This is a genomic window from Pseudomonas sp. NPDC077408 (genome assembly GCF_050269105.1).
Taxonomy (GTDB): Bacteria; Pseudomonadota; Gammaproteobacteria; order Pseudomonadales; family Pseudomonadaceae; genus Stutzerimonas.
The window spans coordinates 86,174-109,714 of the sequence record NZ_JBNNHS010000003.1 but is presented as its reverse complement, the minus strand read 5'-3'; the positions used below and the strand labels follow the sequence as shown (position 1 = coordinate 109,714).

Here is a 23,541-nt window from a genome sequence, read left to right as displayed (position 1 = left end):
TCCACGGTGCCGAGGGGTATGACCCAGTCTGTTACTGTTTGTCGATTCGGGTGACGACGGCGTTCATCCCTTTCGAAACAAAGTCGAACTCAAGCTGGTCACCCTGCTGCAAGGTCCGGAGTTGATCCGGCGTTGCCTTGAAGCCCATGGTCATGGATGGCCAGCCGAGTGCTTCGACCGGGCCGTGAGCGATGATGACCGAGCCCTTTTCCAGGTTCACTTTCTTGACCGTGCCGGTGGCGGTAGCGGCCTGTCCTCCGTCCACCTGCTGGTCCGTTTGCATGTTCGTGCCTTTGTGATCCATCGGCATGCCGTCCATGGGTTGCTTGTCGGCGGCATAGGCAGCAGGTATCAGGAAGAATGTCGCAAGGCAGATGTGCTTGATGTTCATGAATGTGCTCCTGCGGAGTTGATGGAGTGGTGTGGGATGGTCGGCAATTGACGGCGGCGCATCAGCAAGTACGCCGCCGGCAGCACGAACAGGGAAAGCAAGGGCGCGGTAATCATCCCGCCGACCATGGGCGCGGCGATGCGGCTCATGATTTCGCTGCCGGTTCCGCCCCCCAAAAGGATGGGCAACAGACCGGCGATGATGACTGCCACTGTCATGGCCTTGGGGCGCACGCGCTGTACGGCGCCCTCGCGAATCGCGTCGAGCAGGTCGGCTTCATCTCGCGCACCGGCGTTGAGGCGGTCTCGCCAGGCGTTCGTCAGGTACAGCAACATGATGACGCCGAACTCAGCGGAAACCCCGGCGAGCGCGATGAAGCCAATACCGGTCGCGACGGACAGGTTGTAGCCCAGTAGATACAGAAACCAGACACCTCCGGTCAGGGCGAATGGCAGCGTGGCCATGATCAACAGCGCCTCGCCGAAGCGGGAAAACGTGAGGTAGAGCAGAACAAAGATGATCAGCAAGGTGGCCGGCACCACCAGTTTCAACTTGGCGTTGGCGCGCTCCATGAACTCGAATTGACCGGAATAGCTGATGCTCATGCCGGACTCGAGCTGAACACTTTCGCTGACCCTTTGCCTCAGATCGCTCACCACAGCAGCCATGTCACGACCACGAACATCGACGTAAACCCAACCCGACAGCCTGGCGTTCTCGCTTTTAAGCATCGGTGGGCCGTCGGTCACCTTGACCTCGGCAACCGTGCCCAGGGTGATCTGGCTGCCCTGCGGCGTGTAGATAGGCAGGTCGCGCAGATCCGTCAGCGAGTCGCGCCACTCTCGACCGTAGCGAAGGTTGATCGGATACCGCGCAAGCCCTTCGACAGTCTCACCGACGGTCTGGCCTCCGATGGCACCGGCCACGATGGATTGCACATCCGCTATGTTCAAGCCATAACGTGCCGCCGCGACACGATCGATGTCCACATCGATATAGCGCCCGCCGGTCAGTCGCTCGGCCAACGCCGAGCTGACACCGGGCACGGTTTTGGCGATTTTCTCGATGGCCAAGGTGGCTTTATCGATCTGTGCCAACTCGGTGCCATACACCTTCACCCCGATCGGGCTCTTGATACCGGTCGCCAGCATGTCGATGCGGTTTCGAATGGGCGGGATCCAGAGGTTGGCCAACCCAGGCACTTGCACCGTGCGGTCCAGCTCCTCCACCAGTTTTTCGGGCGTCATTCCTTCGCGCCACTGATCCTTCGGCTTGAACTGAATGGTCGTTTCGAACATTTCCAGCGGCGCAGGATCGGTTGCGGTGTCGGCTCGCCCCGCCTTGCCAAACACGCGGGCAACCTCTGGAACCGTTTTGATTAGCCGGTCGGTCTGCTGTAACAGCTCGGACGCCTTCTGCGCCGAGAGGCCCGGAAGTGCAGTGGGCATATAGAGCAGGTCACCTTCGTCCAACGGTGGCAAGAACTCACCACCGAGTCGACTGGCAGGCCACAAGCCCGTCAGAAAGACCAGAACCGCCACCAGCAACGTTGTCTTGGGCCAACGCAGCACCGCGTCCAAGGCAGGCTTGTAGATCCAGATGAGGCCTCGGTTGAGGGGATTGCGGTGTTCAGCCGGGATTTTGCCCCGTATCCAGTACCCCATCAGTACCGGAACCAGCGTGACGGACAAGCCAGCGGCTGCTGCCATGGCATAAGTTTTGGTAAATGCCAGCGGACCGAACAGGCGACCTTCCTGCGCCTCAAGGGTGAACACTGGAATGAACGACAGGGTGATGATCAGGAGGCTGAAGAACAGGGCCGGTCCGACCTCGACGGCCGCCTCGGTGATCACCTTCCAGTGCTCCTGGCCTTTAAGAGTGGAATCTGGGTAGCGCTTGTGCCACGCCTCGATGTGCTTGTGAGCGTTTTCGATCATGACGATGGCTGCGTCGACCATCGCCCCGATGGCAATGGCAATGCCGCCCAGGGACATGATGTTGGCGTTGATGCCCTGCCGCTGCATGATCACGAACGCAATCAAGATGCCGATTGGCAACGAAACGATTGCCACCAAAGACGAGCGCAAATGCCAAAGGAACAGCGCACAAACCAGTGCAACGACGATGAACTCCTCGATGAGCTTGTGGGTGAGGTTTTCAACAGCGCTGTCGATCAGTTTGCTGCGGTCGTAGGTCGTGACGATTTCAACACCCGGAGGCAAGCTCGCTTTGAGTTCGTCGAGCTTGGTCTGGACCGCGGCGATGGTTTCCCGCGCGTTTTTGCCGCTGCGCAGAATGACCACTCCACCGACCACTTCCCCCTCGCCATCAAGCTCGGCAATGCCGCGGCGCATCTCTGGGCCGAGCTGAACGTGCGCAACGTCTCCGAGGGTTACCGGCACGCCGCCATCGAGACGCAGCGGAATGGCTCGAAAATCGCTCAGCGTCTGCAAATAGCCGGTCGCACGAACCATGAACTCGGTTTCTGCCAGTTCCAGAACACTCCCGCCGGTTTCACGGTTCGCCTCGTCGATGGCCGTTGCGATCTGCTGCTGTGTCACGCCCCGGCTGGCCATGCGTACCGGGTCGAGTACCACTTGGTACTGCTTGACCATCCCGCCGATGGATGCGACTTCCGCCACGTTGGGCAGTGTCTTGAGCTCATAGCGCAGGAACCAGTCCTGCAGAGAGCGCAGCTGTGAGAGGTCGTGCCTGCCCGTGCGGTCCACCAGCACATATTGGTGGATCCAGCCGACACCCGTGGCATCTGGACCTAAGGCGGGCTTGGCCGCGGCGGGCAGCCGGCTTTGTACCTGACTCAGGTATTCCAATACCCGCGAGCGGGCCCAATAGAGGTCCGTGCCGTCCTCGAACAGGACGTATACGTAGCTGTCTCCGAAAAACGAGTAGCCGCGCACCGTCTTCGCGCCTGGCACCGACAACATCGTTGTGGTCAGTGGATAGGTGACCTGGTTTTCAACGATTTGAGGCGCCTGGCCCGGGTATGGGGTGCGGATGATGACCTGGACATCGGATAGGTCAGGCAAGGCATCGACCGCTGTGTTCTTGACCGACCAGACGCCCCAGGCCACCGCGAAAACAGTGGCCAGCAGGACCAAAAAACGGTTGGCGACTGACCAGCGGATCATGGCTGCGATCATGGCTGGCCCCCGAGCTTCACGATGCGCTCGATGATCAGGCCCTCGTCAGTTTCACGCACGCCAACGCGGACACGGTCGCCCGACTGCAAGCCTGCGGTAAGCGATGGATCGGCAACCGGAAAGGCCATGGTCATCCCGGGCATATTCAAGGTCTTGAACGGCCCATGCGACAGGCCAACCATGCCGTCTTCCAGCCCCACAATCGTGCCTTCAGTCTCGTGCAATGCAGATTCGAAGGAGGACTTCGGCTGTTCCAGGCTTTGCGCGGTCAGTCCGCGCAGACTCGCCTCGGAATCAAGCAGGAACTGGCCGGACGCAACGACCTTCTGGCCGGCTTCGAGCCCTTCAAGTATTTCGGTTCTGTCATCGAATTCCCGACCGATACGCACCTCGACGGGACGGTAACGGCCTTCATCCTCCGCCAGCATGACCAATGCCCGGCGACCGGTCCGAATGACCGCCTCGGAAGGAATGATCAAAGCCTGCTCGACGTCGCGATTCAAGGTCACCTGCGCCGTCATGCCGGGGCGTAGTCGCTGTTGTGGGTTAGGTAGCTCGACCCGGACACGCACCGTACGGCTATCCAGGTTGGCTTGCGGCAGCACGGCCTGAATCGTCCCTTCCAAGGATTGACCGGCAAAGGCCGGCAAGCGCGCGGTTACCTTTTGCCCTTGTGCCAGATGACCGACCTGGGCCTCAGGCACCGCCACCTCCAACCAAACGGTGCTCAGTCCATTGATGCGTGCAAGTGATGCGCCGGCAGGTACTGTCATGCCCTCGCGAACATCGAGACTGCTCAACACGCCAGCAATCGGGCTGGTTACGGTCCAGACCGCGCGTGTCTTGCCGCTCCGTTGCAGTTGCGCAATAACGTCTGCCGGCATACCGGCGAGGCGTAACCGTTGCCGCGCGGCGGCCAACAGCTGGGGTTCACCAACGTCTCGGAGCGCCAGGTACTCTTCCTGTGCCGCGGCCCATTCCGGTATGAGCAGATCGGCCAGCGGCGCCCCCTTGTCGATCACATCCTCAGGTGCACGATCGTAAACGCGCTCGACGAAGCCTCCAGCGCGCGCCTGCACCACCGCCACGTCGCGCTCGTCAAACAACAATGCTCCGGTGGCTTCAAGCGACTGACTGATCGACTCACGCACAGCCGTCGCCAGACGGATGCCGAGGTTCTGCGTCACGCTCGGGTCGATCTTCATCGATGCCCCGTCGCTGCCTTCATCGGCATAACGCGGGACGAGCTCCATATCCATGAAGGGTGATTTACCCGGTTTGTCGAATTTCTGCTGCGGGACCATCGGGTCGTACCAATAGAGCACTGCCCTGCCCTCATCATCAGCTGCTTGTGCCAAGGCTGCGGTGGGCATCACGGCTGCTGCGGTCGCACCGATCATCACGCTGAGTACGAGCGCCAGCTGTTGTATGTGGAAGCTCATGGTTGGGTATCTCCAAAGGCGAAATGCAGGCGGGCATTGCTCAGCGAAAGGTCACGAGACGTGTCGATGCGACGCAGACGGGTTTCGACGAGCTGGCGGCGCGCATCGATCACAGCGATCAATTCGCCTTTCCCAGCGCGGTAATCGGCCATGGCCAGGTCAACCTTCTGTTCTGCGAGCGGCAGTAGGGTTTGTTCGAGGCGCGTCAGTACCCGAGACAAGCGTTGATACTCAGCCAGGTTGGCGGTCAGCTCCTGGTCATGCATACGTAACGTCGCCTGGCGCTGAGCCTCGATCTGCGCGAGCCGTGCCCGCTCGGCAGCGATCTTCGGGTCCTGTCGCGAGCCGGTGAACATCGGCAGGTCGAAGCTGACGCTGAGGTTCACCATGTCGCCGTACTCCCGCCCCCGACGCAGGTAGTCGACGCCCCAACTCCAGTCCGGTGTTTTTTCGGCGATGGCCTGGCTGACGTTTGCCTCGGCCTCGCGTGTCATCGGACCGAATGCCAGCAGTGCCGGGTGACGGTCGAGGTTGTGCTGGTAGTGAACAGCGTCGGCGGGCCATTGCGGCCAGACGCCTGTCAGCGGCTGGTTAGCCGGCTCGCCTATCCAGCGGCGTAACTCGGCCCGTGCAACCGCCTGGTTGCGTACCAGCTCATCTTCCTGTTCTGCCAGCAAGGCGGCTTCCTGCTTGGGAAGCACGCTGTCGGCGGTCTGGCCGCGCCCGCCAGCAATACGCGCCTGAACAGCCTTGGAAAACAGCTTGTTCTCGCCGTAGAACTGTTTGAAAAGACTCAGCTTCTGCTCGACCGCGAAGCTAGCGATCCAGGCCTCGGCGGTCGCTTGACGAACGCTGAGACGCTCGATGGACTGCTGCACGCCTGCAAGCGCGACACCTGCCTGCGCAGCCTCGATTCGAGCGCGCCGTTTCGCCCGATTCGGGACCTCTTGCATGACGCCGACCATTTGCATGGTCATGGCCTCTTCATCGAGCCGCCAGCGTGTGTCGCCTTCGATGGGTACGTTTTGCAGCCCAAGCCTGAGCTTCGGATCGGGGAGTTCGCCTGCCGGAATCGCAGCGCTACGAGCAGCGTGGAGGTTGGCAGTTTGCGCGGCTAACGAAGGTGCCTGCTGCTCGGCCAAGCTCAAAGCCTGTTCCAACGTGAGAGCTGACACGAGCCCGGGAAACGAGAGCGCGCCCATGATCAAGGCGGCCACTTGATGGGGCGCCCAGCGAATAAGGGGTTTCATTTAAAAGGATTCCTGATCTTCCATGCGGGCCAAAAGGGCGCGCGGTAACCGACCCGAATGCTCACATTCGGGCGGGTTTCTAGAATTCGATCGGAATCAGACGCGGGGTGGGTGCCAGACGGCGTCCAGAAGACGGGAAGGGATCTGGTCGTTATAGGGTGTAGTCACGGGCTTGGCTGCAGGAATCACATCCGCCTTCGCCGCCGCAATCTGAACGAGGCTGGAAGTTTTGCATTCTTGCCCGCTTTTGCAGACAGTCGTTGGGCCTTGATCCTGTCCTTCATGACAATCTTGATCAGCGTTGTCCATGCCGCTCATGCCTTCCATATCAGCCATCTGGTGATGCACCGACGACGTTGCCGGCATGAGTAGTTGCGCCATCCCATTGATCGGAAGCGTAAGTACCAGCAGCAGGATAAGGAAGGAACGCATGTTGACGGTCATGGGCTGAGCCTAAGCGGCAACGCAGAAGCAATCAATAAGACATTTGGTCGCTCTGCAAGCTGCGTTGTCACATGCGCCCTGTTCTTGTAACGGCATGCATTGACCGCGTTAGCTATTCATCACTGCCCCGTTCGGAGGTTACGTGGCGGCCTTGGCGTCTCCGCTCGCTTCGGCCGGACCAAGGACGGGATCATCTGGCCTGATCGTTTCGCTAATCACACACATGGCGAAGCCGCACCGGCACCGGCAGCGCCCTTGTGCCGCCGCCGGTGCGCTTGAAAGCGCGGTGAAACAACTGGATCGATTGGAACGGCAACCGGAGTCGGTTGCCGTCTCGGTGGTTACTCAGTGGTGCTGAGCACGCCGCGCTTAATCTGATCACGCTCGATGGATTCGAACAGCGCCTTGAAGTTGCCCTCGCCGAAGCCGCTATCACCTTTGCGCTGAATGAACTCGAAGAACACCGGCCCCAGTACCGTGCCGGAGAAGATTTGCAGCAGCAGGCGCTGCTCACCGTCCTCAACTGCACCGTCCAGCAGAATGCCGCGGGATTTCAGCTCTTCTACCGGCTCGCCGTGGTTGGGCAGCCGCCCCTCGAGCATCTCGTAGTAGGTTTCCGGCGGCGCAGTCATGAAGACCGTGCCGCTGGCCTTCAGCTTGTCCCAGGTCTCGATCAGGTTGTCGGTGAGGAAGGCGACGTGCTGGATACCCTCACCGTTGAACTGCATGAGAAATTCCTCGATCTGCCCAGCGCCCTTCGACGACTCCTCGTTGAGGGGGATGCGGATCATGCCGTCCGGCGCGGTCATGGCCTTGGATGTCAGGCCGGTGTACTCACCCTTGATGTCGAAGTAACGGATCTCACGGAAGTTGAACAGCTTCTCGTAGAAGTCCGCCCAGTAAGCCATGCGGCCGCGATATACGTTGTGGGTCAGATGGTCGATGAGCTTCAGGCCAGCGCCAACCGGATGACGCTCGACGCCCTCCAGGAACACGAAATCGATGTCATAAATCGAGCTGCCCTCACCGAAACGGTCGATCAGATACAACGGCGCTCCGCCGATACCCTTGATTGCCGGCAGGCGCAGCTCCATCGGACCGGTAGGCAGCTCGATAGCCTGAGCGCCCAACTCCAGCGCACGGGTATAGGCCTTCTGCGCGTCCTTTACCCGGAACGCCATGCCACACACTGAAGGCCCATGCTCAGCGGCGAAATAAGCTGGCAGGCCTTTCGCCTCGCGATTGACAATGGCGTTGATCTCACCTTGGCGGTACAGCGCCACATCTTTGGAACGGTGGTTGGCGACATGGGTAAAGCCCATGCTTTCCAGTACCGGCTCGATGACGTTCGGGGTGGGCGAGGCAAATTCAATGAATTCGAAGCCCATAAGGCCCATGGGATTTTCAAACAGGTCGGCCATGATTGGCTCCTTGGAGTAACGGTACGTTAGCGAAATTGACGTTATGCGAAGGTCAACTCGGCGGCGCACAGGAAATCCCACGGACGCTGCGACCCAGATGGTCGCCCAGGGTCAATCGAAAGCCCAAGATCTTCATTTCAGCAGCTCATCCGAACGTCAGGCGCGGCCATCGACCTGGCTTCCAGGCTGCGCTTCAGCCTGCTGGACAGACTAGCCGCGCCATCCTGCAACGGCTTCACCAAGCCGGCCACGCTCAACGACCTGGCGGCCACCTGGACGCTCCGAAGTCGAGCGGACGCGGTGAACTGAAAAAAAACGGATGAATCCATATTCGTTGCCATGGCTGCACTGAAGGCGCGCCGTGTCTACGCGGCGCTCTATTATTCTTTTGCGTAATCGAATTACGTTTAGCGAAATCTGCGGGACGCATGTCCAACTGTCAAGCCCATGTCGCGTGCCGCTTATCTCCCGCCTCGAACGAATACCGCTGCGACGCTGCCGAATCTATGGCTAACGAAACGAGGCAAACAGGCTCTGCTGTGGCCAGAACACCGCGTTTATCCGACGAGCATCACCTGTCCCGCCCGCTACGCCCTCGAGCGGGCGTCATATTCAACAGCTGAACAAAAAGGAACGACCATGAATCGACTTTTCGACAAGAGCGCCCCACAAAACGTGCACGGCTGGGAACGCAGCGCCTCCGTTGCGGGCGGGCTGGTTATGCTGGGCAGAGGGTTGCGTCGCGGCGGACTGAGCGGCCTGTTGCAGCTGGCGATGGGTGGCATGGCTTTAGCGCGCGGCATCAGTGGGCGTTGCGAGGCCAAACGTATCCTGACCGCTACCGAGCCGCAGCCACGCCACGTATCCGCCGACAAGCAGCGCTACAGTCACATGCCAATGGACTCTGAAGTACACAGCCCAGACTTCGCCGAGCCGGATGTGAACCTACCTGATGCCACGCCAATGGGGCATGAAACGCATCCGGGGGAGCGCCGTGGCACGTAGTCAAATGCTGCGACGACCGAACGCCGCTTGATCAACTGCGCTGTTCCAGGACACCTAGGTGGTGGGGCTGAGCCGGCATAAAAAACGGCACGGATGGCCCCTTAACCGGGGCTGATTGGAGTCCCGCCGAACGGCAGTTGTCGGCTTTATGACGCCGTGGTATTTATGCGCCGTATTTTTGTCACACCTCGTGACATTTTGGGAGACGGTCGTGGATATCATCAAGGCAGATAGCGGAAACCCGGATCGGTGGGGAGTCGTTTATTCCTACGGTAGCGTGTTAGCGGTTTTTGACAACGAGCTGGATGCTCAAACAGAAGCCAGCGGCTTCGGCGGCGCCGTGGTGCGCCTTGCCTGCAGCCTCTGGAACACGCTTAATATGGCCGCTGAAGGCAGCATGACCGGGGACCAGTCTCAGCTCGCGTGAGCTGGCAAGTCGGTCGATCATGCCAGCAGGGTGAAGGCAGTGCCGTCACCCGCTGAATCTTCTTCAGTCAACTGTATGGGCGCTGCGATTGGCAGCGTATCTTGCACAGTGCGAGATTCGTGGTGATACGGGACGAGGCCGATTCCGGTCCGCTGAAACTCCACGAAACCGTATCCGTCGGCCCAGACCTCCGCCTCGTCCTGGGCTCTCACTGCAGAGCCTGGCGCAACAGCGTTGGCTGAACGTCTGTTTCGATCCGCTGCAGCACTTTTTGTTGTTGCTGGAAGATGATGTCCAGCACGCGGCTGGGCTGAACTTCGATGTCGTCGAACGTGATCAGCTGCCCCGGCTCGACAGCTCTCTTGAGAACCGTGTTGCGCAGCAGCCCGATGGGTACGTGATCGAGCTCGTCGGCAAGTTTGACTGCTTCGCCGCGAACGTCGAACCCACCTATTCCACGGCCGATCATCTCTCCAGCCTTCATCTCACGTTTGGCGATTGCCGCAACACCCAAGGTGGGCGAAACAGAATTGTTCAGCAGCACACCGCCACCGGCAAGCACCCGCCGTACGGTCTTGCCGACTTCGAGCGAGCAGAGGTGAAAGGGTCGTGTCAGCACGTAATACGGCCCAGGCCCGAGCTTGAAGTATTCGATTGCCCGCGCCTGCATTTCATCGTGCCGGCACACCAGAAACACGCCGCCCGCCGAATAGCCATTGGGCAATACGTAGTCGACAATTGGTTGTCCGACGCCTTCTGCAATCAGCCCGAGAACGTTGCCGCTGACGTTTAGATCGGTCGACGTCAGTCCTTCCAGACCACGTCTGGTGATAGTCGCGCCAAACCCGTTGCCTACCACGACCTGCTCGATCTGCACCTTGGTGCCATCGGTAAAGGATGTGGTCTGTTCAATGCTGATGCCCTGTCGCTTGGACCAGTAAGCCATGTCTTCAAGGCTGGGGTTATGGTTCAGGTAGCCCTTCATGTTGCCGTAGACCAGCGGCTGAAAGCCCATCTGCAAGGCTTCTTCGCGCAGCGCGGCGAGCGATCCAGGCTGATCCCCTTCGGCTTCGGTCAGGAATCCCTTGCCGGAAAGGTAAGACCCCGTCGTGACCTGAAGCTCGGCGTTGATGGTAACCACCGGCACCCCGGCTTCGAAGGCGCGCTCGATCACTTCGGTACCGAAAAAGACGTCACCCGTGCACTCGACGATCACATCTGAGTTGGCAATAAGATCGTCAATGGAGTTGGTCAGCGCGTCGGCCAGCGGAAAGCTACTCAGCGTCGCGACGCTTCTACGGGTCAAGACCCGGCTGATTTTAAGATCCTTGTAGTGCTGCATGATCAGACGAACGAAACAGTGCGAGATCATCCCTGTACCCGAAACACCTACTCTCTTGATCGTTGCATCTGTCATGGTGAAATCCCTTCGGAAAAGTCCTGAGCCTCGGACCGTAATATTTAGAAAAGGTTTTTGATCCGCCCGAGTATTTATTCGCCTGTGGCGGACCGCCTGGACGCCGATAGCTGCGCGGGCTGCTCTTGGATACAAAACGGATACGCCTTGAATGGAACGCGGCTGGGCGAAGGCCCGAACGGCACGACCGGCATATCGCTGATTCGCCGAATCACATGCCGCAATTCATCTCGCCAGTGCTTGGGCCGGATACCGAATGTCTCCTCGATGAGCGAACAATCGAGCACGGACCAGGCTGGCCGCAACGCAGCCCGAGGCAGGCTTGAGCTAGGCACCGGCAGCACACGGGGGGCTGTGTCAATCAACCCCGCCGATTCGGCTTCCTGGAACACCTCGGTGGCAAACTCGGCCCAGCTGCACGGAGACGCACCGCTGTAGTGATACAGCCCCCACTCCAGATCGCCGTCACGGCAATAGCGCAGAGCCAGTTCGATCAGTACGCGTGCAACGCTGCGGGCTCGGGTCGGGCAACCGATCTGATCGCTGACGACGGAGATTTCCTCCGTCTTGTTGCCCAGGTTGAGCATCGTTTTGACGAAGTTGTTTCCGCGCTCACCGTAGATCCAGCTGGTCCGCAGAATGAGGTAGCGGTCAAGCGTCTGGCTGATGACCTGCTCGCCCGCGAGACGTGTGGAGCCGTACACGCTGTTCGGCATCGCCTGGTCGGTTTCACGGTAGGGCTTGTCAGCGTCACCGGAAAATACGTATTCACTCGACAGATGGAACAAGGGAATACCGAACTGTCGGGCGGCTGCAGCCAGGTTGGCAGCGCCGTCGCGGTTGACCGCCTGAGCCTGCGCCACTTCGGCTTCGGCGTGATCCAGGTTGGTGTACGCCGCTGCGTTGATGATAAGGGCAGGCTTATGAAGCTCGATGGCCTCGCGAATGTGCTCCGCGCGGGTAATGTCCAATGCCTGGCGAGACAAGCCGATGGCATCCAACCCGAAGCTGGCAGCCTGATTGGTCAGGCAATAGCCGACCTGCCCTTCCGCGCCACAGACGAGAACCCGCATGTTGGTGTGCCCCGTACGGATAGGCGTATCGGCCAACATATCGGTGCGGGTAACCGTAACTGGGGCAGTATCTGGCTGCTGTTGGATGGTTTGCTCAGCTGTCTCGCCTGACCGCTTTGGGACCAGCTCACGCACGCTCACACCCAGCGCCTCAACTGGCGCATCGGCGGCCTCCGGAACCGGTGCGAAGCTGAAGCTCTCCATCAGCCCCGTGAGGATGATGCGTGCCTTGGCAAACTGACCTCGCACCAGCATCGCAGCAACCAGCCCCAGCCGTGATGTGAACAGGCCTAACACCCGTCGCTTGCGGAAATACCGGCGCGCCACGAACAGTTCGTTGCGTACCAGGTGCCGATGCAGCGCAATCCGACTGGGGTCCGGCTCGCGCAGAATGTCGATGGCACCGCTAACACGCCGCAGGTGCAGGACGTTGCTAGCAACTACGAGGTAACCCGGCGTGTCCTGGCTGATACGCAACGTAAACTCGGTATCGTCTCCCCACATGAACATTGGGGCCAATGGCACGCCGTGCCGGGCCAATGTTTCTCGCGGTACCAGGATCGATACATAGGTGGCTGGTCGCACCGGCACTACACCGAGGTGCAGCAACGCGGGCCAGTTTTCGTAATCAATGGCGTTGGTACGCTCATCGATTCGCGGCACGTTGGTGAGCAAACCCGCCTCGGTAAACGCCCTCGACAGCAAGAAGGAGCGTGGCTGTTTGTGCTCGGCGAGTCGCTGATCAGCCTCAAGCAGTTTTTCCAAGGCATCCGGTTCAGGGATGACATCGTCATCCATCATCCAGACAAAGTCAGCGCCCTGCTGATAGGCCATACGAAACCCGGCACTGAAACCACCCGATGCGCCGGTATTTCGGGACAACACGTACACCTTAAGATTAGCGACATCTGAGTCGAGCAACACCTCTTCGGTCCCATCATTGCTGGCGTTATCGACCACGATGATGGCGTCACACGGACGGCTCTGGACACTGATCCCTTCCAGACAACGCTTAAGCAAATCCTTGCGTTTGTACGACAGTACGACAGCGTATATCTGATCCATTGGCGCGCTCGGCATCTGAAGAAGGTGGTTGATTCCAACCCGACAGACGACCCGACTGACCTCGCGGCAGGGGTGCGCTGCGGTGCGTCATAGGCGTGAGCCCTGGCGCTCAGCTCTGACCGAGGAAGATGAACGGGGTTCAGTGAATTGCAACTAAATGTGGCGGACTAGATCGCACCGACGCCGATCATGGTGGGAAAGCCGAATGGCCGCTGGCGCACCGGTTTCCTATCGCGTGGAGCATCCAACTGAACCCACGCCCTGGTTAATCGCGGGCTGAGAGATGCAACCAGCGACGGCCTGCCTCGCCCGTCTGATAGCAGCATCGAGTCAATCCTCGAACTCAGCGCGCCAGCCCTGTTCAGATGAATAAGCCACCAAAACGGAGAAGCAGAATGAAGAGACCTTTATTAGCGCTTATCAGCTTGGCGTTCGCTCTGCCTGCCCTCGCTCAGGAGCCTCTGGTCGTCAAACGTTTGAACGGTATGAACCTGGAAGTGGAAGAACTGGGAGTACCGCAAGCGTCCTCAGACAAAGTCGACTTGCGCGGCGTCCCCGCCGTCAAGATTACCAATCACAGCCAGGAGGTCGCCTCGTGCCAGTTCCACGCCTGGCCCGAAGAAACCATCATGACTGCGGCACCCGCGATGTCTATCAGTCCAAACGAGCAAGCGGTGGCCAGGGTGCCCGGCAAGTATTCGAGTGGTGGTCCGATTGCCCTGTTGGTGTGCCAGCCGGAGGGCGTATAGCTTCGGTTGGCCAATGATCGGAATCAGGTACGGCAACCCCGACACGCCGCTTGGTCGGCACACTTCATCAGGAGACCGTCATGAACAGATCCTTTTTTACGTCACTGGCAGTGACCACGCTGCTGGCCGCCGCCGCCCAACCGGCATTGGCCCAGTGGCCGGCCGGCACCCCGCGAGAAGATACCGGTTCGCGTCCGAGCCCAATGGGTAACCCAACGCCCATGGAAAAGCTTGAAACCCACCGCAATGAGCGAGGACAGATCGTCACTGAGGACGGCCGGATAGTTCAAGGCATGCCGGAGCGCGACAGCGTCCCGAACCGCAACCTGCACAAGACCGAGCAGGAAACAGTGACAGAGGACGAATCGCACTACTCCGCCACGCCTGGCGAGCTGGAGTAGCCCAACGGCGAATGATGGGAAGCGTTTTGCTTGGCCAGTGAGCCCCACGTGTCGACGATACCGAAGCGGCGCATGGGGCCTCTCACCGCCCACCACTAGAGCCAGACGCAGCGCCAGCACTGCCCGACCGTATGTCGTTCGGCGATGGCTCGGGTAACTGGCCAATTTCGCTCAACAAACTTGGCTCAATGGCCGATTCAGGAAAGCATTCAATGAGCCGCTCGATGCTGGTTGGACGACTGATCACCGCTTTGTCGATCAGCCTTCTCTTGGCTGGCTGCGCCGGGACCGAACGCCTCGACACAGCAATGGCAACGATCAACCGGGACTACAGCCGTCTACAGGACGAAGCCTTGCTGCTCAACATCGTACGCCGCAGCGTTTCGCTACCCGCCCACTTCACGACCGTGACGACCATCCGTGGCCGCAGCCGCCTTTCGGCTGGCGCCAACCTGACGCTGCCGTTCGGGGGCGACGCGCCATCAGACTTCAGTTTCAACCCCCACATGGCGATTGAACAAGGGCCAGGGTTCGACGTGTCGACCCAGGACAACCAGGAGTTTTACCGCGGCTATGTAGCGCCGATCAGCACCACCTCTCTAGCTTTCATGCTGCGCCAGGACTACGCACCGGAGCTGATTCTGTCCCTGTTCCTTGAAAGCGTGCACTTCCAAGGTCCGAACGGAACGGAGCGCTTCTATAACAATCCTTCGAAGATCGCTGATTTCAAACGATTCCAGCAGGTGGTGAGCCGCCTTGTCGACCAGGGCATCACCATGGAAAGCGCCTTTCTCGTCAGCCGCTACGGGCCAGAACTTGAACTCAAGCAAGCGCCTTCCATCGACCAGTTGATTTCCGCACGCAAGGAGAACCTGGCCGTCAGTACGCGGGGCAATAATCGCTACCAGCTCACCGAATCGGTTGAAAGCGCCCGGTTCTGCTTCGTCCGTCCACAGGAGAACCTGTTCAAGCTTGCCCGGTGCAAGCTGGAAAGCCGAAAGGAGTTCCAGCTGGGCGACCCGGACTTCTTCGGCAGCGTCGGTGGCGGCCGTGTGTATTTCGAAGCCGAGGGCATCGGCAAGGTCGAGTTGCACACCCGCTCGCTCGCCGAAGTGTTCGACTACCTGGGCGAGTGCGTGCGGGTGCAGGAAGCCAACGGCACCTTGCTAACCGTCAGAACCCACGCCGGGCAGCAGCCGATCATCCGCGTGGAGCAAGGAATGACGATGAACGCGATGGTCCGCGCCGAATTTGCTGGCGACGAATATTGGATTCCCAAGGGGCCAGACGGCGGACAATCCGGGGCCGTCCTTTCGATGGTTTCGCAATTGCTGGCACAGGCCCAATCGGTCGACGACAGGCCAATCAACAACACCATCAATCTGATCGGCCAGTAGCCGTTGCGGCTGTATGACCTCATGTCGGTAACCGAATGTTTTTTAGAACTCTCAAAGCTGACGGGTTACGAAAACTATGTCAGCGCCATCCTCTGGTGATGACTACCAGTAATTTGCAGAGGAGAAGCAGCATGAACATGAAATGGCAAAAAGCAGTTGGTGGTATCGCCCTGGCAGCGGCCCTTGCAGGCGGCTCGGCCATGACTTACGCGGCGGATATGGACTACAACACTTGGGATGCCGATAAGTCCGGCTCCGTGGACTACAACGAGTGGGACACCGGGTTCGACAATCAAGGCATGTTTTCCCGTTGGGATGCTGATCGAAACGGCACACTCTCCGACCAAGAGTATGGCCAAGGCGTTTACAACAGCTATGACCGCGACAAGAGCGGCGACTGGAACGAGGAAGAGTACAACCGCTTCCGTGATGACGCTGGCGATGAAGGCTGGCTCGACGTCTGACGTTGCCGCGTTAGCTTCAATCGCGATGTAGCAGCCGCCCCCTCTTGGGGGCGGTCGTGCTTTCGGGCTTCGACTTTCTCCAGCGCGAAGCCAGTCATCGCGCCAATGGGATGGAACGTCCCGCGCAAGACAGGCTCCCATTTTTGGTCTGCTGATCGATCAATGGGAGAACCTCGATGACACAACAATCGCAACACAACCGCAGCATCCATCTCGCCTCGCGCCCGCACGGTGCCCCCACCGCCGATAACTTTCGGTTGGAAACTGGTCCGGTGCCGAGCCCCAACGACGGGCAGCTGTTGCTGCGTACCGTTTATCTCTCGCTGGACCCCTATATGCGCGGCCGCATGAGTGCCGGGCCGTCCTACGCGCCCCCCATGGAAGTAGGCGATGTGATGGTCGGCGGTACGGTTTGCCGGGTCGTAGAGTCCCGCCATGCCGACTACAAGGAAGGCGACTGGGTGCTCAGTGGCAACGGCTGGCAGGACTATGCTGTTTCCGATGGGACCGGCCTGCTCAAACTTAGCCAGGACATGCAGCACCCTTCCCATGCCCTGGGTGTGCTGGGCATGCCCGGTTTCACCGCCTATATGGGTTTGCTCGATATCGGCCAGCCCAAGGCCGGCGAAACGCTGGTGGTGGCCGCAGCCACCGGCCCCGTTGGCGCGACTGTCGGGCAGATCGGTAAGCTGAAAGGCTGCCGGGTTGTCGGCATCGCCGGTGGTGCTGATAAATGCAAGCATGCGGTCGAAACGCTTGGCTTTGACGCCTGTATCGATCATCGCGCCGAAGATTTTGCGCAGCAATTGGCGGACAACTGCCCAGACGGGATCGATGTGTATTTCGAGAACGTCGGCGGCAAAGTATTCGATGCCGTGCTGCCACTCCTCAATACCAGCGCACGGGTACCGGTCTGTGGCGTCGTTGCGCAGTACAACAGCACCGACCTGCCAGACGGCCCGGACCGTTTGCCATTGCTGCTCGATACCATCCTTAAGAAGCGCATGCGTATGCAGGGCTTCATCATCTTCAACGACTACGGGCACCGCTACGACGAATTCGCCCGTGACATGAGCGCGTGGTATGCCGAGGGCAAGATCAAGTATCGCGAGCAGGTCGTCCAGGGACTGGAAAATGCGCCCGAGGCGTTTATCGGCCTGCTCGAAGGCAAAAATTTCGGGAAGCTGGTTGTCCAGGTTGGCGAGGCCTGAGTCCTTTCTGGCTGTTCGATACGCGTAAGGCATCGGCTTGTTTGGTTGGCTGAGGCGCAAACGTCAGCCAGTCCACCTACGTACGGCCGAAATGTAGGTCGACAGGATCCCGTTTCATCGGCAACCGCCGCCTCGTTTGTGCGAGCAAGAACTCGGCGCCCCCGCTCCTACAGCTGCACGAGCGAAACCGCATGCTTTTGTAGGAGCGAGCTTGCTCGCGATCCGCACTTCTTCCTCAAGCGCAGCCCGACAGGTCAGACACTACTTAACTCTGACCCAGCCCAGCCGACATTTCGCAGCGGCGCGCGTCCCTGGCCTGTTGCAGATGCGGCGGCCGCACGCCGGGGATCGGCTTGGCCAAGCGAATCTTCAGGAACTCGGTGACGTCCGCATTGAGGCCCCGCCCTCCTCCATAAGGAAAGTTGTTGTCGTTGGTGACGAGCAAGGTGCGCGCATCCAACGGCAACACGCTTTCGATGGTCACGTAGGGAAAGGTGAACGACCGCTGGCCGTCGCCGTTCAGGTCGTCGGGGTCGGCCAGCTGCATGAGGTCGACCACTTCGGTTTTATGCACCGCACCACCACTGGCGACACCACGGATGTCGATCAGGTAGATCTTCTTGAACGGGGTGCCGTTGGTAGCGGTAGCGCCATTACGCTCGATGACCAGAAAGCGCGTCTCGTCGATCGCGGTCATGTCTCCGATGGCGTGCTCCGGCGCCTGCAGGCGATAGAAGAACACCTTGCCGCTATAGCGCTCCTGATCGATGTCGAACTCGTTGATTCGCAGTGTGCCGGCCGGATCGCCGTTGACGGACTTTTCCAACAGCGCGTACAGCCGATCGCCACGCGGGTTGATTGCCATGCCTTCGAAGCCACCTGACCCACCCAGATTGGCGGTTGCGCGCCCAGCCACTACGTCCGCATGCTGCGGCGCGTAAACGCCCGGTAGCGAGATGACGCTACGGGTAACGGTGCCGGAGGCATCGGTCTTCACCAGGTACGGACCGAACTCATCACCAAACCACATGGCGCAGTTCTTATCGCGGCGCACCGACTCGACGTCCAGGTCGGCGCCCGTCAGCAGGCGACCGAAATCGATGGCACTGTCTACGCGCGGCTTGGAGCCGTCGTTGTAATAGAAGCGGTAGTCGGCCTGGATCGGCAGTTCCAGCTTTTGATTGATGTCGTTGAGCGTCAGGCGCGACGGATGCGTGAAGCGAGCCAGCGGCGCACCGCTGAGATAGTCGCTGGCGCTGACCTTGCCGCTGCCGCCGCTGGCGGTGCGGAAATCCGGCCGCACGCTGTAGAGTCGCAACAGCGTATCGGCAGAGTTCGTTTGCCCACCGAAGCCGTTGTCGGTCATGAATATGAAGCTGTTTTCATCTGCGCCCGGCAGCACGGCGGAAAAGCCCTGTACCGGCTGGCGGTTTTCATAGGGTGGCGCGAAGGTGCCGTAGGGGTTCGCGTTGGCCATCTGACCCGACGTCGGGCCGTCAGAGAACGTATCGGCAGGCATCATCGCCCAACCCACCAGGGTATTGGTGGCAGCCATGGCGGGGGCAGAGATCGCAGCGGCAAGCGCCACGACCAGCGGCTTCGGGATTCGCATGTTGGGTGTCTCCATCCGTTTGGAGCCTGCGCCGTGCGGCATGCGCGGCGCTCTGGCACCGGAGAACCACCTTAGAAAGTCACTGTGTCAGGAATATGGCTATAGCTGAATAAGCGTCATTACGCCGGCACCGTTCGGCGAAAAGCACCGTACGGCTAGGCGAAGCTGCGGGTCAGGCAACCTCATGCCCTCGCGCCGCCTGAGCGAGATAGAACCAGGTCTGAGTATCAAGTTGCAGCTCGGCGCCCAGTAGCGCTTCCTCGATTCGCTCCCAGCGCAGGCTACCGAGGATCGGGACCGGCTTGCCGGGCAGCTTGCGCAGCCAGGCCAGGGCGACCTGATTGGCTGTGGCATTCAACGCCGCGCCAACTTCGTCGAGCGCACGCAGCAATTCAGGACCGAAACGTCCACCGCCCATCGGCGACCACGCCAGCACATGCACTCCTTCGCTCTCCATGGCGTGCAACCGACCGTCCCACGCGGCGTCCTGCGCCTGCAGTGAAAGCTCGATCTGGTTGCAACGCAGCGGCAGCTCCCGCACCAGTGTCTGGCATTGCAGCAACTCCGCATTGGAGACCCCGAGCCAGCCGATCTTGCCGCTGCCGACCAGATCATCCAGCGCCCGCGCGACTTCATCGACCCGCAGCAAGGGATCGGGGCGGTGCAGCAGAAAGCCGTCGAGGCGCTCCACGCCCAACCGCTTCAACGAGCCCTCCACCGCCTGGGTGAGGTAGTCCGCCCGGGTGTTGTAGTGCTTGACCTGCCAGCGCGAGCTGTCCTGCGCAGCGGGCACGATGTCGGCCTTGCCGATCAGCTGGACCTGCTCACGCAACGCCGGGCGCAGTTGCAATGCTGCGCCAAAATGCGCCTCGCACTCACCAGCACCATAGATATCGGCGTGATCGAAACCGCTCAGGCCGCGCTCCACACAGCGCTCGAGGAAGCCCAGCAGCGCCTGCGGCTGCGCCAGTTCGGGGTATTGCATCAGGCGCATCATGCCCAGCAAAAGAGGTTGTTCGACGACCTTGTTCAAGTGATCTCCAGATTCGTCAGGGGATGAGGCCAGCCGCAAGGATAACGATGCCGCGACCGGAAGGTCGTGTACTGACCGATCCCAGGACGCAATGTTCGGCTTCAGGCCAAAACGTTTGCCATATCGCCCCAAATAGGGGAGCCGGTCTCTTGCACCGCACTCTTCTGGGTCGGTGCCGCACCTCTCCAAGCGAAACTGGACGCGATGTCTGTGAGCGCCATGGTGGGCTGAAGCCCACCCTACGCAAGCCTCCGTCTACCGTAGGGTGGGCTTCAGCCCACCAGTTCCCCGTAGCGGTTCTCTGGAACCCTGCCATCTGCACCCGACACTGGCATGCAACATGCTAAGTCACCTTCAACAGCTGCCGACCGATCCGGCAGCGTCTCCCGCGGTCAACGAAGACCATCAGCCACGAGTGGCACGGGACGGGTGCACCGAGCAACGTCGCTCGCACATCACCCCCACATTCCATGAATACCAGGCAAAGGCGCCTGGAGCTGCCAGACAGCTCCAGGCGCCTTTTTTGTTTTTGTACGACGACGCCGCAATCGGCTTCGACGGAGGAACCGGTCATGAACGCAATCGTCACCCCGATCAAGAGCGAAACGCTGATCGTCATTGGCAACGGGATGGTGGGGCATCACTGCGTCGAGCAGCTGATCGAGCGCGGCGCACTGAGCCAGTACCAATTGCATGTATACGGTGAAGAGCGTCAGCGCGCCTACGACCGGGTGCACCTGTCCGAATACTTCGGCGGCCGTGATGCCGACTCACTGGCCATGTGCGATGCCGACTATTACGCCGCCCACGGCGTGCATATGCACCTCGGCGTGCAGGTGCTGGAAATCGACCGTGAGCGCAAGGAAGTGGTCACCCGCGAAGGCCGCCAGCCCTACGACAAGCTGATTCTGGCGACCGGTTCCTACCCGTTCGTGCCGCCGATCCCGGGTGCCGAGGGCAATTCGCGACTGGTCTACCGCACCTTGGATGATCTGGATGCCATCCGCGCCGCCGCCAGCAACGCCAAGCGCGGCGTGGTCGTCGGTGGCGGACTGCTCGGGCTGGAAGCGGCCAACGCGCTCAAATCGCTCGGCCTCGAAGCCCATGTGGTCGAGTTCGCCCCACGCCTGATGCCGGTGCAGCTCGACGAGGAAGGCGGCGCCGCACTCAAGTCTCGCATCGAGGCACTGGGCGTCGGCGTGCACCTGTCCCGCGCCACGCAGGAAATCGTCATCGGTGAGGAATACGCCTACCGGATGAACTTCAATGACGGCGAGTATCTTGAAACTGACCTGATCGTCTTCTCTGCCGGTATCCGCCCGCAGGATGCGCTGGCCCGCAGCGCCGAGCTTGAAATTGCTCCACGCGGTGGCGTCGTGATCGACGCTGACTACCGCACCAACGACCCGTCAATCTTCGCCATCGGCGAATGCGCCTCCTGGAACGCAATGGTCTATGGGCTGGTCGCGCCGGGGTACACCATGGCGCGCAACCTGGCCGCCCTGCTCTGCGGCGAGCCGCACCAGCCCTTCAGCGGTGCGGACATGTCGACCAAGCTCAAGCTGCTCGGCGTTGACGTCGGCTCCATCGGCGATGCCCATGCCGCCACAGCCGGCGCCAAGAGTTATCGCTTCATCGATGAAGCCAACGCCAGCTACCGCCGTCTGGTGCTGTCCGAAGACGGCAAGCGGGTGATCGGTGCGGTGCTGATCGGCGACAACAGTTACTACGACACCCTGCTGCAGTACGCACAGAACGGCATCAAGCTGCCGGCTGATCCGTCCAGCCTGATCCTGCCGCTGTCCGATGGCGCACCGACGCTGGGCGCCGATGCCCTGCCGGACACTGCGACCCTCTGTTCCTGCCACAACGTCACCAAAGGCGCGGTGTGCTGCCAGGTCGATGCCGGCATCACCGATCTCAGTGAACTCAAGGCCGCAACCAAGGCCGGCACCGGCTGCGGGGGTTGCAGCGCGCTGCTCAAGCAGGTCTTCGAACATGAGCTGACCGCTCGTGGCGTCGAAGTCGACAAGAGCCTCTGCGAGCACTTCGCCCACACCCGCCAGGAGCTGTACGGCATCGTGCGCGTCGAAGGCATCATCAGTTTCGCTGAGCTGTTGGCCAAGCATGGTCGAGGTCATACCGGCTGCGACATCTGCAAGCCGGCGGTGGGCTCGATCCTCGCGTCTTGCTGGAACCAGCCGATCACCGATCCGGGGCTGATCCCACTGCAGGACACCAACGACACCTTCATGGCGAACATGCAGAAGAACGGCACCTATTCGGTGGTGCCGCGCATCGCCGGCGGTGAGATCACCCCGGACAAGCTGATCGCCCTCGGTGCCGTCGCGAAGAAATATGACCTCTACACCAAGATCACCGGTGGCCAGCGCATCGACCTGTTCGGTGCCCAGCTGCATGAGCTGCCGGACATCTGGAGCGAGCTGATCGAGGCCGGTTTCGAGACCGGACATGCTTACGGCAAATCCCTGCGCACGGTGAAATCCTGTGTCGGCAGCACCTGGTGCCGCTACGGTGTGCAGGACAGCGTCGGCATGGCGCTGCGCCTGGAGGATCGCTACAAGGGCCTGCGCTCACCGCACAAAATCAAGTTTGGCGTCTCCGGCTGCACCCGCGAATGCGCCGAGGCACAGAGCAAGGACATCGGCGTCATCGCCACCGAGAACGGCTGGAACCTCTACGTCGCAGGCAATGGCGGCATGCGTCCGCGTCACGCCGAGCTGTTCGCCACTGATCTCGATAACGAGACGCTGATCCGCTACATCGACCGCTTCCTGATGTTCTACATCCGCACCGCGGACAAGCTGCAACGCACCTCCGTGTGGCGTGAATCCCTCGAAGGCGGCCTCGACTATCTCAAGGAAGTCGTCATCGACGACAGCCTGAATCTCGCCGCTGAGCTGGAAGCGCAGATGCAGCTGGTGGTCGACCGCTACGAATGCGAATGGGCCAACGCCATCAAGGACCCAGAAAAACTCAAGCGCTTCCGCACCTTCGTCAACGACCAGCGCGGCGACCCGGACGTTCACTTCGTCAGGGAACGCGGCCAGCGCCGTCCAGCACATGCACACGAACTTCACCTGATTCCCGTCACCGAGGAGGTGCTCTGATGAGCCAGTCCAACGCCGTACGCCTGCAACCGAGTGAAAACGTCAGCTGGCGGGCGCTTTGCAGCCGTCGCGATCTGGTCGCCAATTCAGGCGTGGTCGCCTGGCTCGATGACGAGCAGGTCGCACTGTTTCACCTGCCCGAAACCGAGACGGGTGAGCAGGTCTTCGCCATTGCCAACAAGGACCCGAAATCGGGCGCCAATGTCATCGGCCGCGGCATTCTAGGGCAGTTCAAGGGCGACCTGGTGATCGCCTCGCCGCTCTACAAACAGCACTTTCGCTTGGCTGACGGCAGCTGTCTGGAATACCCGGAACAGCAATTGCGGGTCTGGCCAGTACGCCTCAATGGCGATGCGGTGGAAATCGCTGCGGCCTGACCGCGGCCCGGCACAACGAGTAGCGATACGCCTACGGCAGGGATGCCCCTGCTTTGCCAACACAACCAGA

The 23,541-nt window shown here is 60.6% G+C and carries 19 protein-coding genes; 9 read left to right on the top strand and 10 right to left on the bottom strand.

Going from position 1 to position 23,541, the window contains the following annotated elements:
- Positions 1 to 31 precede the first annotated feature (31 nt).
- From ACQKEK_RS09890 to hppD, 6 genes are all read right to left on the bottom strand, one after another.
- Entirely contained in the window at positions 32 to 391 is a 360-nt protein-coding gene (locus ACQKEK_RS09890; RefSeq protein ID WP_499142367.1) for a copper-binding protein, read from the bottom strand.
- Positions 388 to 3,552 carry an efflux RND transporter permease subunit gene (locus ACQKEK_RS09885; RefSeq protein ID WP_499142365.1) on the bottom strand — a complete coding sequence of 1,055 codons (3,165 nt, stop codon included), beginning with the start codon at positions 3,550 to 3,552 and terminating at the stop codon, positions 388 to 390. The genes ACQKEK_RS09890 and ACQKEK_RS09885 overlap by 4 nt, the downstream gene beginning before the upstream one ends.
- Positions 3,549 to 4,994, bottom strand: coding sequence for an efflux RND transporter periplasmic adaptor subunit (locus ACQKEK_RS09880; protein ID WP_499142363.1), 1,446 nt, complete (start codon positions 4,992 to 4,994; stop codon positions 3,549 to 3,551). Before ACQKEK_RS09880 ends, ACQKEK_RS09885 begins: the two co-directional genes overlap by 4 nt.
- Positions 4,991 to 6,244 (bottom strand): TolC family protein, encoded by a 1,254-nt coding sequence (locus ACQKEK_RS09875; protein WP_499142361.1) that lies wholly within the window; start codon positions 6,242 to 6,244, stop codon positions 4,991 to 4,993. Before ACQKEK_RS09875 ends, ACQKEK_RS09880 begins: the two co-directional genes overlap by 4 nt.
- Positions 6,245 to 6,340: 96 nt before the next feature.
- The gene (locus tag ACQKEK_RS09870; RefSeq protein ID WP_128120834.1) at positions 6,341 to 6,688 is read right to left on the bottom strand and encodes a hypothetical protein; all 348 of its coding nucleotides are present in this window, start codon (positions 6,686 to 6,688) and stop codon (positions 6,341 to 6,343) included.
- A gap of 341 nt (positions 6,689 to 7,029) precedes the next feature.
- Complete coding sequence (gene hppD / locus ACQKEK_RS09865) at positions 7,030 to 8,109, bottom strand: 4-hydroxyphenylpyruvate dioxygenase (protein WP_127839455.1); 1,080 nt, start codon at positions 8,107 to 8,109, stop codon at positions 7,030 to 7,032.
- A 639-nt stretch (positions 8,110 to 8,748) separates the two neighbouring features.
- On the opposite strand from hppD, the gene ACQKEK_RS09860 reads away from it, so the two are divergent.
- Together ACQKEK_RS09860 and ACQKEK_RS09855 are read left to right on the top strand one after the other, a co-directional pair.
- Positions 8,749 to 9,114 (top strand): hypothetical protein, encoded by a 366-nt coding sequence (locus ACQKEK_RS09860; protein ID WP_499142359.1) that lies wholly within the window; start codon positions 8,749 to 8,751, stop codon positions 9,112 to 9,114.
- Positions 9,115 to 9,325: 211 nt separating this feature from the next.
- Entirely contained in the window at positions 9,326 to 9,541 is a 216-nt protein-coding gene (locus ACQKEK_RS09855) for a hypothetical protein (protein WP_128120836.1), read from the top strand.
- Positions 9,542 to 9,749: 208 nt separating this feature from the next.
- On the opposite strand, the gene ACQKEK_RS09850 is transcribed toward ACQKEK_RS09855, so the two are convergent.
- A complete protein-coding gene (locus tag ACQKEK_RS09850; protein WP_446697681.1) occupies positions 9,750 to 10,913 on the bottom strand; it encodes an NAD(P)-dependent oxidoreductase in 1,164 nt (387 codons plus the stop codon).
- Positions 10,914 to 11,032: 119 nt separating this feature from the next.
- Positions 11,033 to 13,096 carry a dTDP-4-dehydrorhamnose reductase gene (gene rfbD / locus ACQKEK_RS09845; RefSeq protein WP_499142357.1) on the bottom strand — a complete coding sequence of 688 codons (2,064 nt, stop codon included), beginning with the start codon at positions 13,094 to 13,096 and terminating at the stop codon, positions 11,033 to 11,035.
- 395 nt (positions 13,097 to 13,491) lie between these two features.
- Here rfbD and ACQKEK_RS09840 point away from each other — a divergent pair, with 395 nt between their 5' ends.
- The 5 genes from ACQKEK_RS09840 to curA all read left to right on the top strand — a co-directional run bounded on the left by ACQKEK_RS09840 (position 13,492) and on the right by curA (position 17,318).
- Positions 13,492 to 13,845, top strand: coding sequence for a hypothetical protein (locus ACQKEK_RS09840; protein WP_128120838.1), 354 nt, complete (start codon positions 13,492 to 13,494; stop codon positions 13,843 to 13,845).
- A gap of 80 nt (positions 13,846 to 13,925) precedes the next feature.
- Positions 13,926 to 14,246 (top strand): hypothetical protein, encoded by a 321-nt coding sequence (locus ACQKEK_RS09835; protein WP_499142356.1) that lies wholly within the window; start codon positions 13,926 to 13,928, stop codon positions 14,244 to 14,246.
- Positions 14,247 to 14,458: 212 nt separating this feature from the next.
- On the top strand, positions 14,459 to 15,643 hold the full coding sequence (locus tag ACQKEK_RS09830; protein ID WP_499142354.1) for a hypothetical protein: 1,185 nt from the start codon (positions 14,459 to 14,461) through the stop codon (positions 15,641 to 15,643).
- Between the two features lie 131 nt (positions 15,644 to 15,774).
- A complete protein-coding gene (locus tag ACQKEK_RS09825; RefSeq protein WP_128120841.1) occupies positions 15,775 to 16,107 on the top strand; it encodes a penta-EF hand family protein in 333 nt (110 codons plus the stop codon).
- Positions 16,108 to 16,283: 176 nt separating this feature from the next.
- Complete coding sequence (gene curA, locus ACQKEK_RS09820; RefSeq protein WP_499142352.1) at positions 16,284 to 17,318, top strand: NADPH-dependent curcumin/dihydrocurcumin reductase; 1,035 nt, start codon at positions 16,284 to 16,286, stop codon at positions 17,316 to 17,318.
- 265 nt (positions 17,319 to 17,583) lie between these two features.
- Here curA and ACQKEK_RS09815 read toward each other — a convergent pair whose 3' ends face one another.
- Both ACQKEK_RS09815 and ACQKEK_RS09810 read right to left on the bottom strand, forming a co-directional pair.
- Entirely contained in the window at positions 17,584 to 18,930 is a 1,347-nt protein-coding gene (locus ACQKEK_RS09815) for an esterase-like activity of phytase family protein (protein ID WP_499142351.1), read from the bottom strand.
- 172 nt (positions 18,931 to 19,102) lie between these two features.
- A complete protein-coding gene (locus ACQKEK_RS09810; protein ID WP_499142924.1) occupies positions 19,103 to 19,927 on the bottom strand; it encodes an aldo/keto reductase in 825 nt (274 codons plus the stop codon).
- A 608-nt stretch (positions 19,928 to 20,535) separates the two neighbouring features.
- Here ACQKEK_RS09810 and nirB point away from each other — a divergent pair.
- Together nirB and nirD are read left to right on the top strand one after the other, a co-directional pair.
- Positions 20,536 to 23,094 carry a nitrite reductase large subunit NirB gene (nirB, locus tag ACQKEK_RS09805; protein WP_499142350.1) on the top strand — a complete coding sequence of 853 codons (2,559 nt, stop codon included), beginning with the start codon at positions 20,536 to 20,538 and terminating at the stop codon, positions 23,092 to 23,094.
- On the top strand, positions 23,094 to 23,471 hold the full coding sequence (gene nirD, locus ACQKEK_RS09800) for a nitrite reductase small subunit NirD (RefSeq protein WP_499142349.1): 378 nt from the start codon (positions 23,094 to 23,096) through the stop codon (positions 23,469 to 23,471). Before nirB ends, nirD begins: the two co-directional genes overlap by 1 nt.
- Positions 23,472 to 23,541: the final 70 nt, after the last annotated feature.

Bases quoted from the DNA above. Each gene is read 5' to 3' on its own strand.
- ACQKEK_RS09870 (WP_128120834.1), bottom strand. From the start codon at position 6,688: ATGACCGTCAACATGCGTTCCTTCCTTATCCTGCTGCTGGTACTTACG.
- hppD (WP_127839455.1), bottom strand. From the start codon at position 8,109: ATGGCCGACCTGTTTGAAAATCCCATGGGCCTTATGGGCTTCGAATTC.
- ACQKEK_RS09890 (WP_499142367.1), bottom strand. From the start codon at position 391: ATGAACATCAAGCACATCTGCCTTGCGACATTCTTCCTGATACCTGCT.
- ACQKEK_RS09880 (WP_499142363.1), bottom strand. From the start codon at position 4,994: ATGAGCTTCCACATACAACAGCTGGCGCTCGTACTCAGCGTGATGATC.
- ACQKEK_RS09825 (WP_128120841.1), top strand. From the start codon at position 15,775: ATGAACATGAAATGGCAAAAAGCAGTTGGTGGTATCGCCCTGGCAGCG.
- nirD (WP_499142349.1), top strand. From the start codon at position 23,094: ATGAGCCAGTCCAACGCCGTACGCCTGCAACCGAGTGAAAACGTCAGC.
- ACQKEK_RS09810 (WP_499142924.1), bottom strand. From the start codon at position 19,927: ATGATGCGCCTGATGCAATACCCCGAACTGGCGCAGCCGCAGGCGCTG.
- ACQKEK_RS09835 (WP_499142356.1), top strand. From the start codon at position 13,926: ATGAACAGATCCTTTTTTACGTCACTGGCAGTGACCACGCTGCTGGCC.
- ACQKEK_RS09850 (WP_446697681.1), bottom strand. From the start codon at position 10,913: ATGATCTCGCACTGTTTCGTTCGTCTGATCATGCAGCACTACAAGGAT.
- ACQKEK_RS09885 (WP_499142365.1), bottom strand. From the start codon at position 3,552: ATGATCGCAGCCATGATCCGCTGGTCAGTCGCCAACCGTTTTTTGGTC.
- ACQKEK_RS09840 (WP_128120838.1), top strand. From the start codon at position 13,492: ATGAAGAGACCTTTATTAGCGCTTATCAGCTTGGCGTTCGCTCTGCCT.
- ACQKEK_RS09815 (WP_499142351.1), bottom strand. From the start codon at position 18,930: ATGCGAATCCCGAAGCCGCTGGTCGTGGCGCTTGCCGCTGCGATCTCT.
- ACQKEK_RS09875 (WP_499142361.1), bottom strand. From the start codon at position 6,244: ATGAAACCCCTTATTCGCTGGGCGCCCCATCAAGTGGCCGCCTTGATC.
- rfbD (WP_499142357.1), bottom strand. From the start codon at position 13,096: ATGGATCAGATATACGCTGTCGTACTGTCGTACAAACGCAAGGATTTG.
- nirB (WP_499142350.1), top strand. From the start codon at position 20,536: ATGAACGCAATCGTCACCCCGATCAAGAGCGAAACGCTGATCGTCATT.
- ACQKEK_RS09860 (WP_499142359.1), top strand. From the start codon at position 8,749: ATGAATCGACTTTTCGACAAGAGCGCCCCACAAAACGTGCACGGCTGG.
- ACQKEK_RS09830 (WP_499142354.1), top strand. From the start codon at position 14,459: ATGAGCCGCTCGATGCTGGTTGGACGACTGATCACCGCTTTGTCGATC.
- curA (WP_499142352.1), top strand. From the start codon at position 16,284: ATGACACAACAATCGCAACACAACCGCAGCATCCATCTCGCCTCGCGC.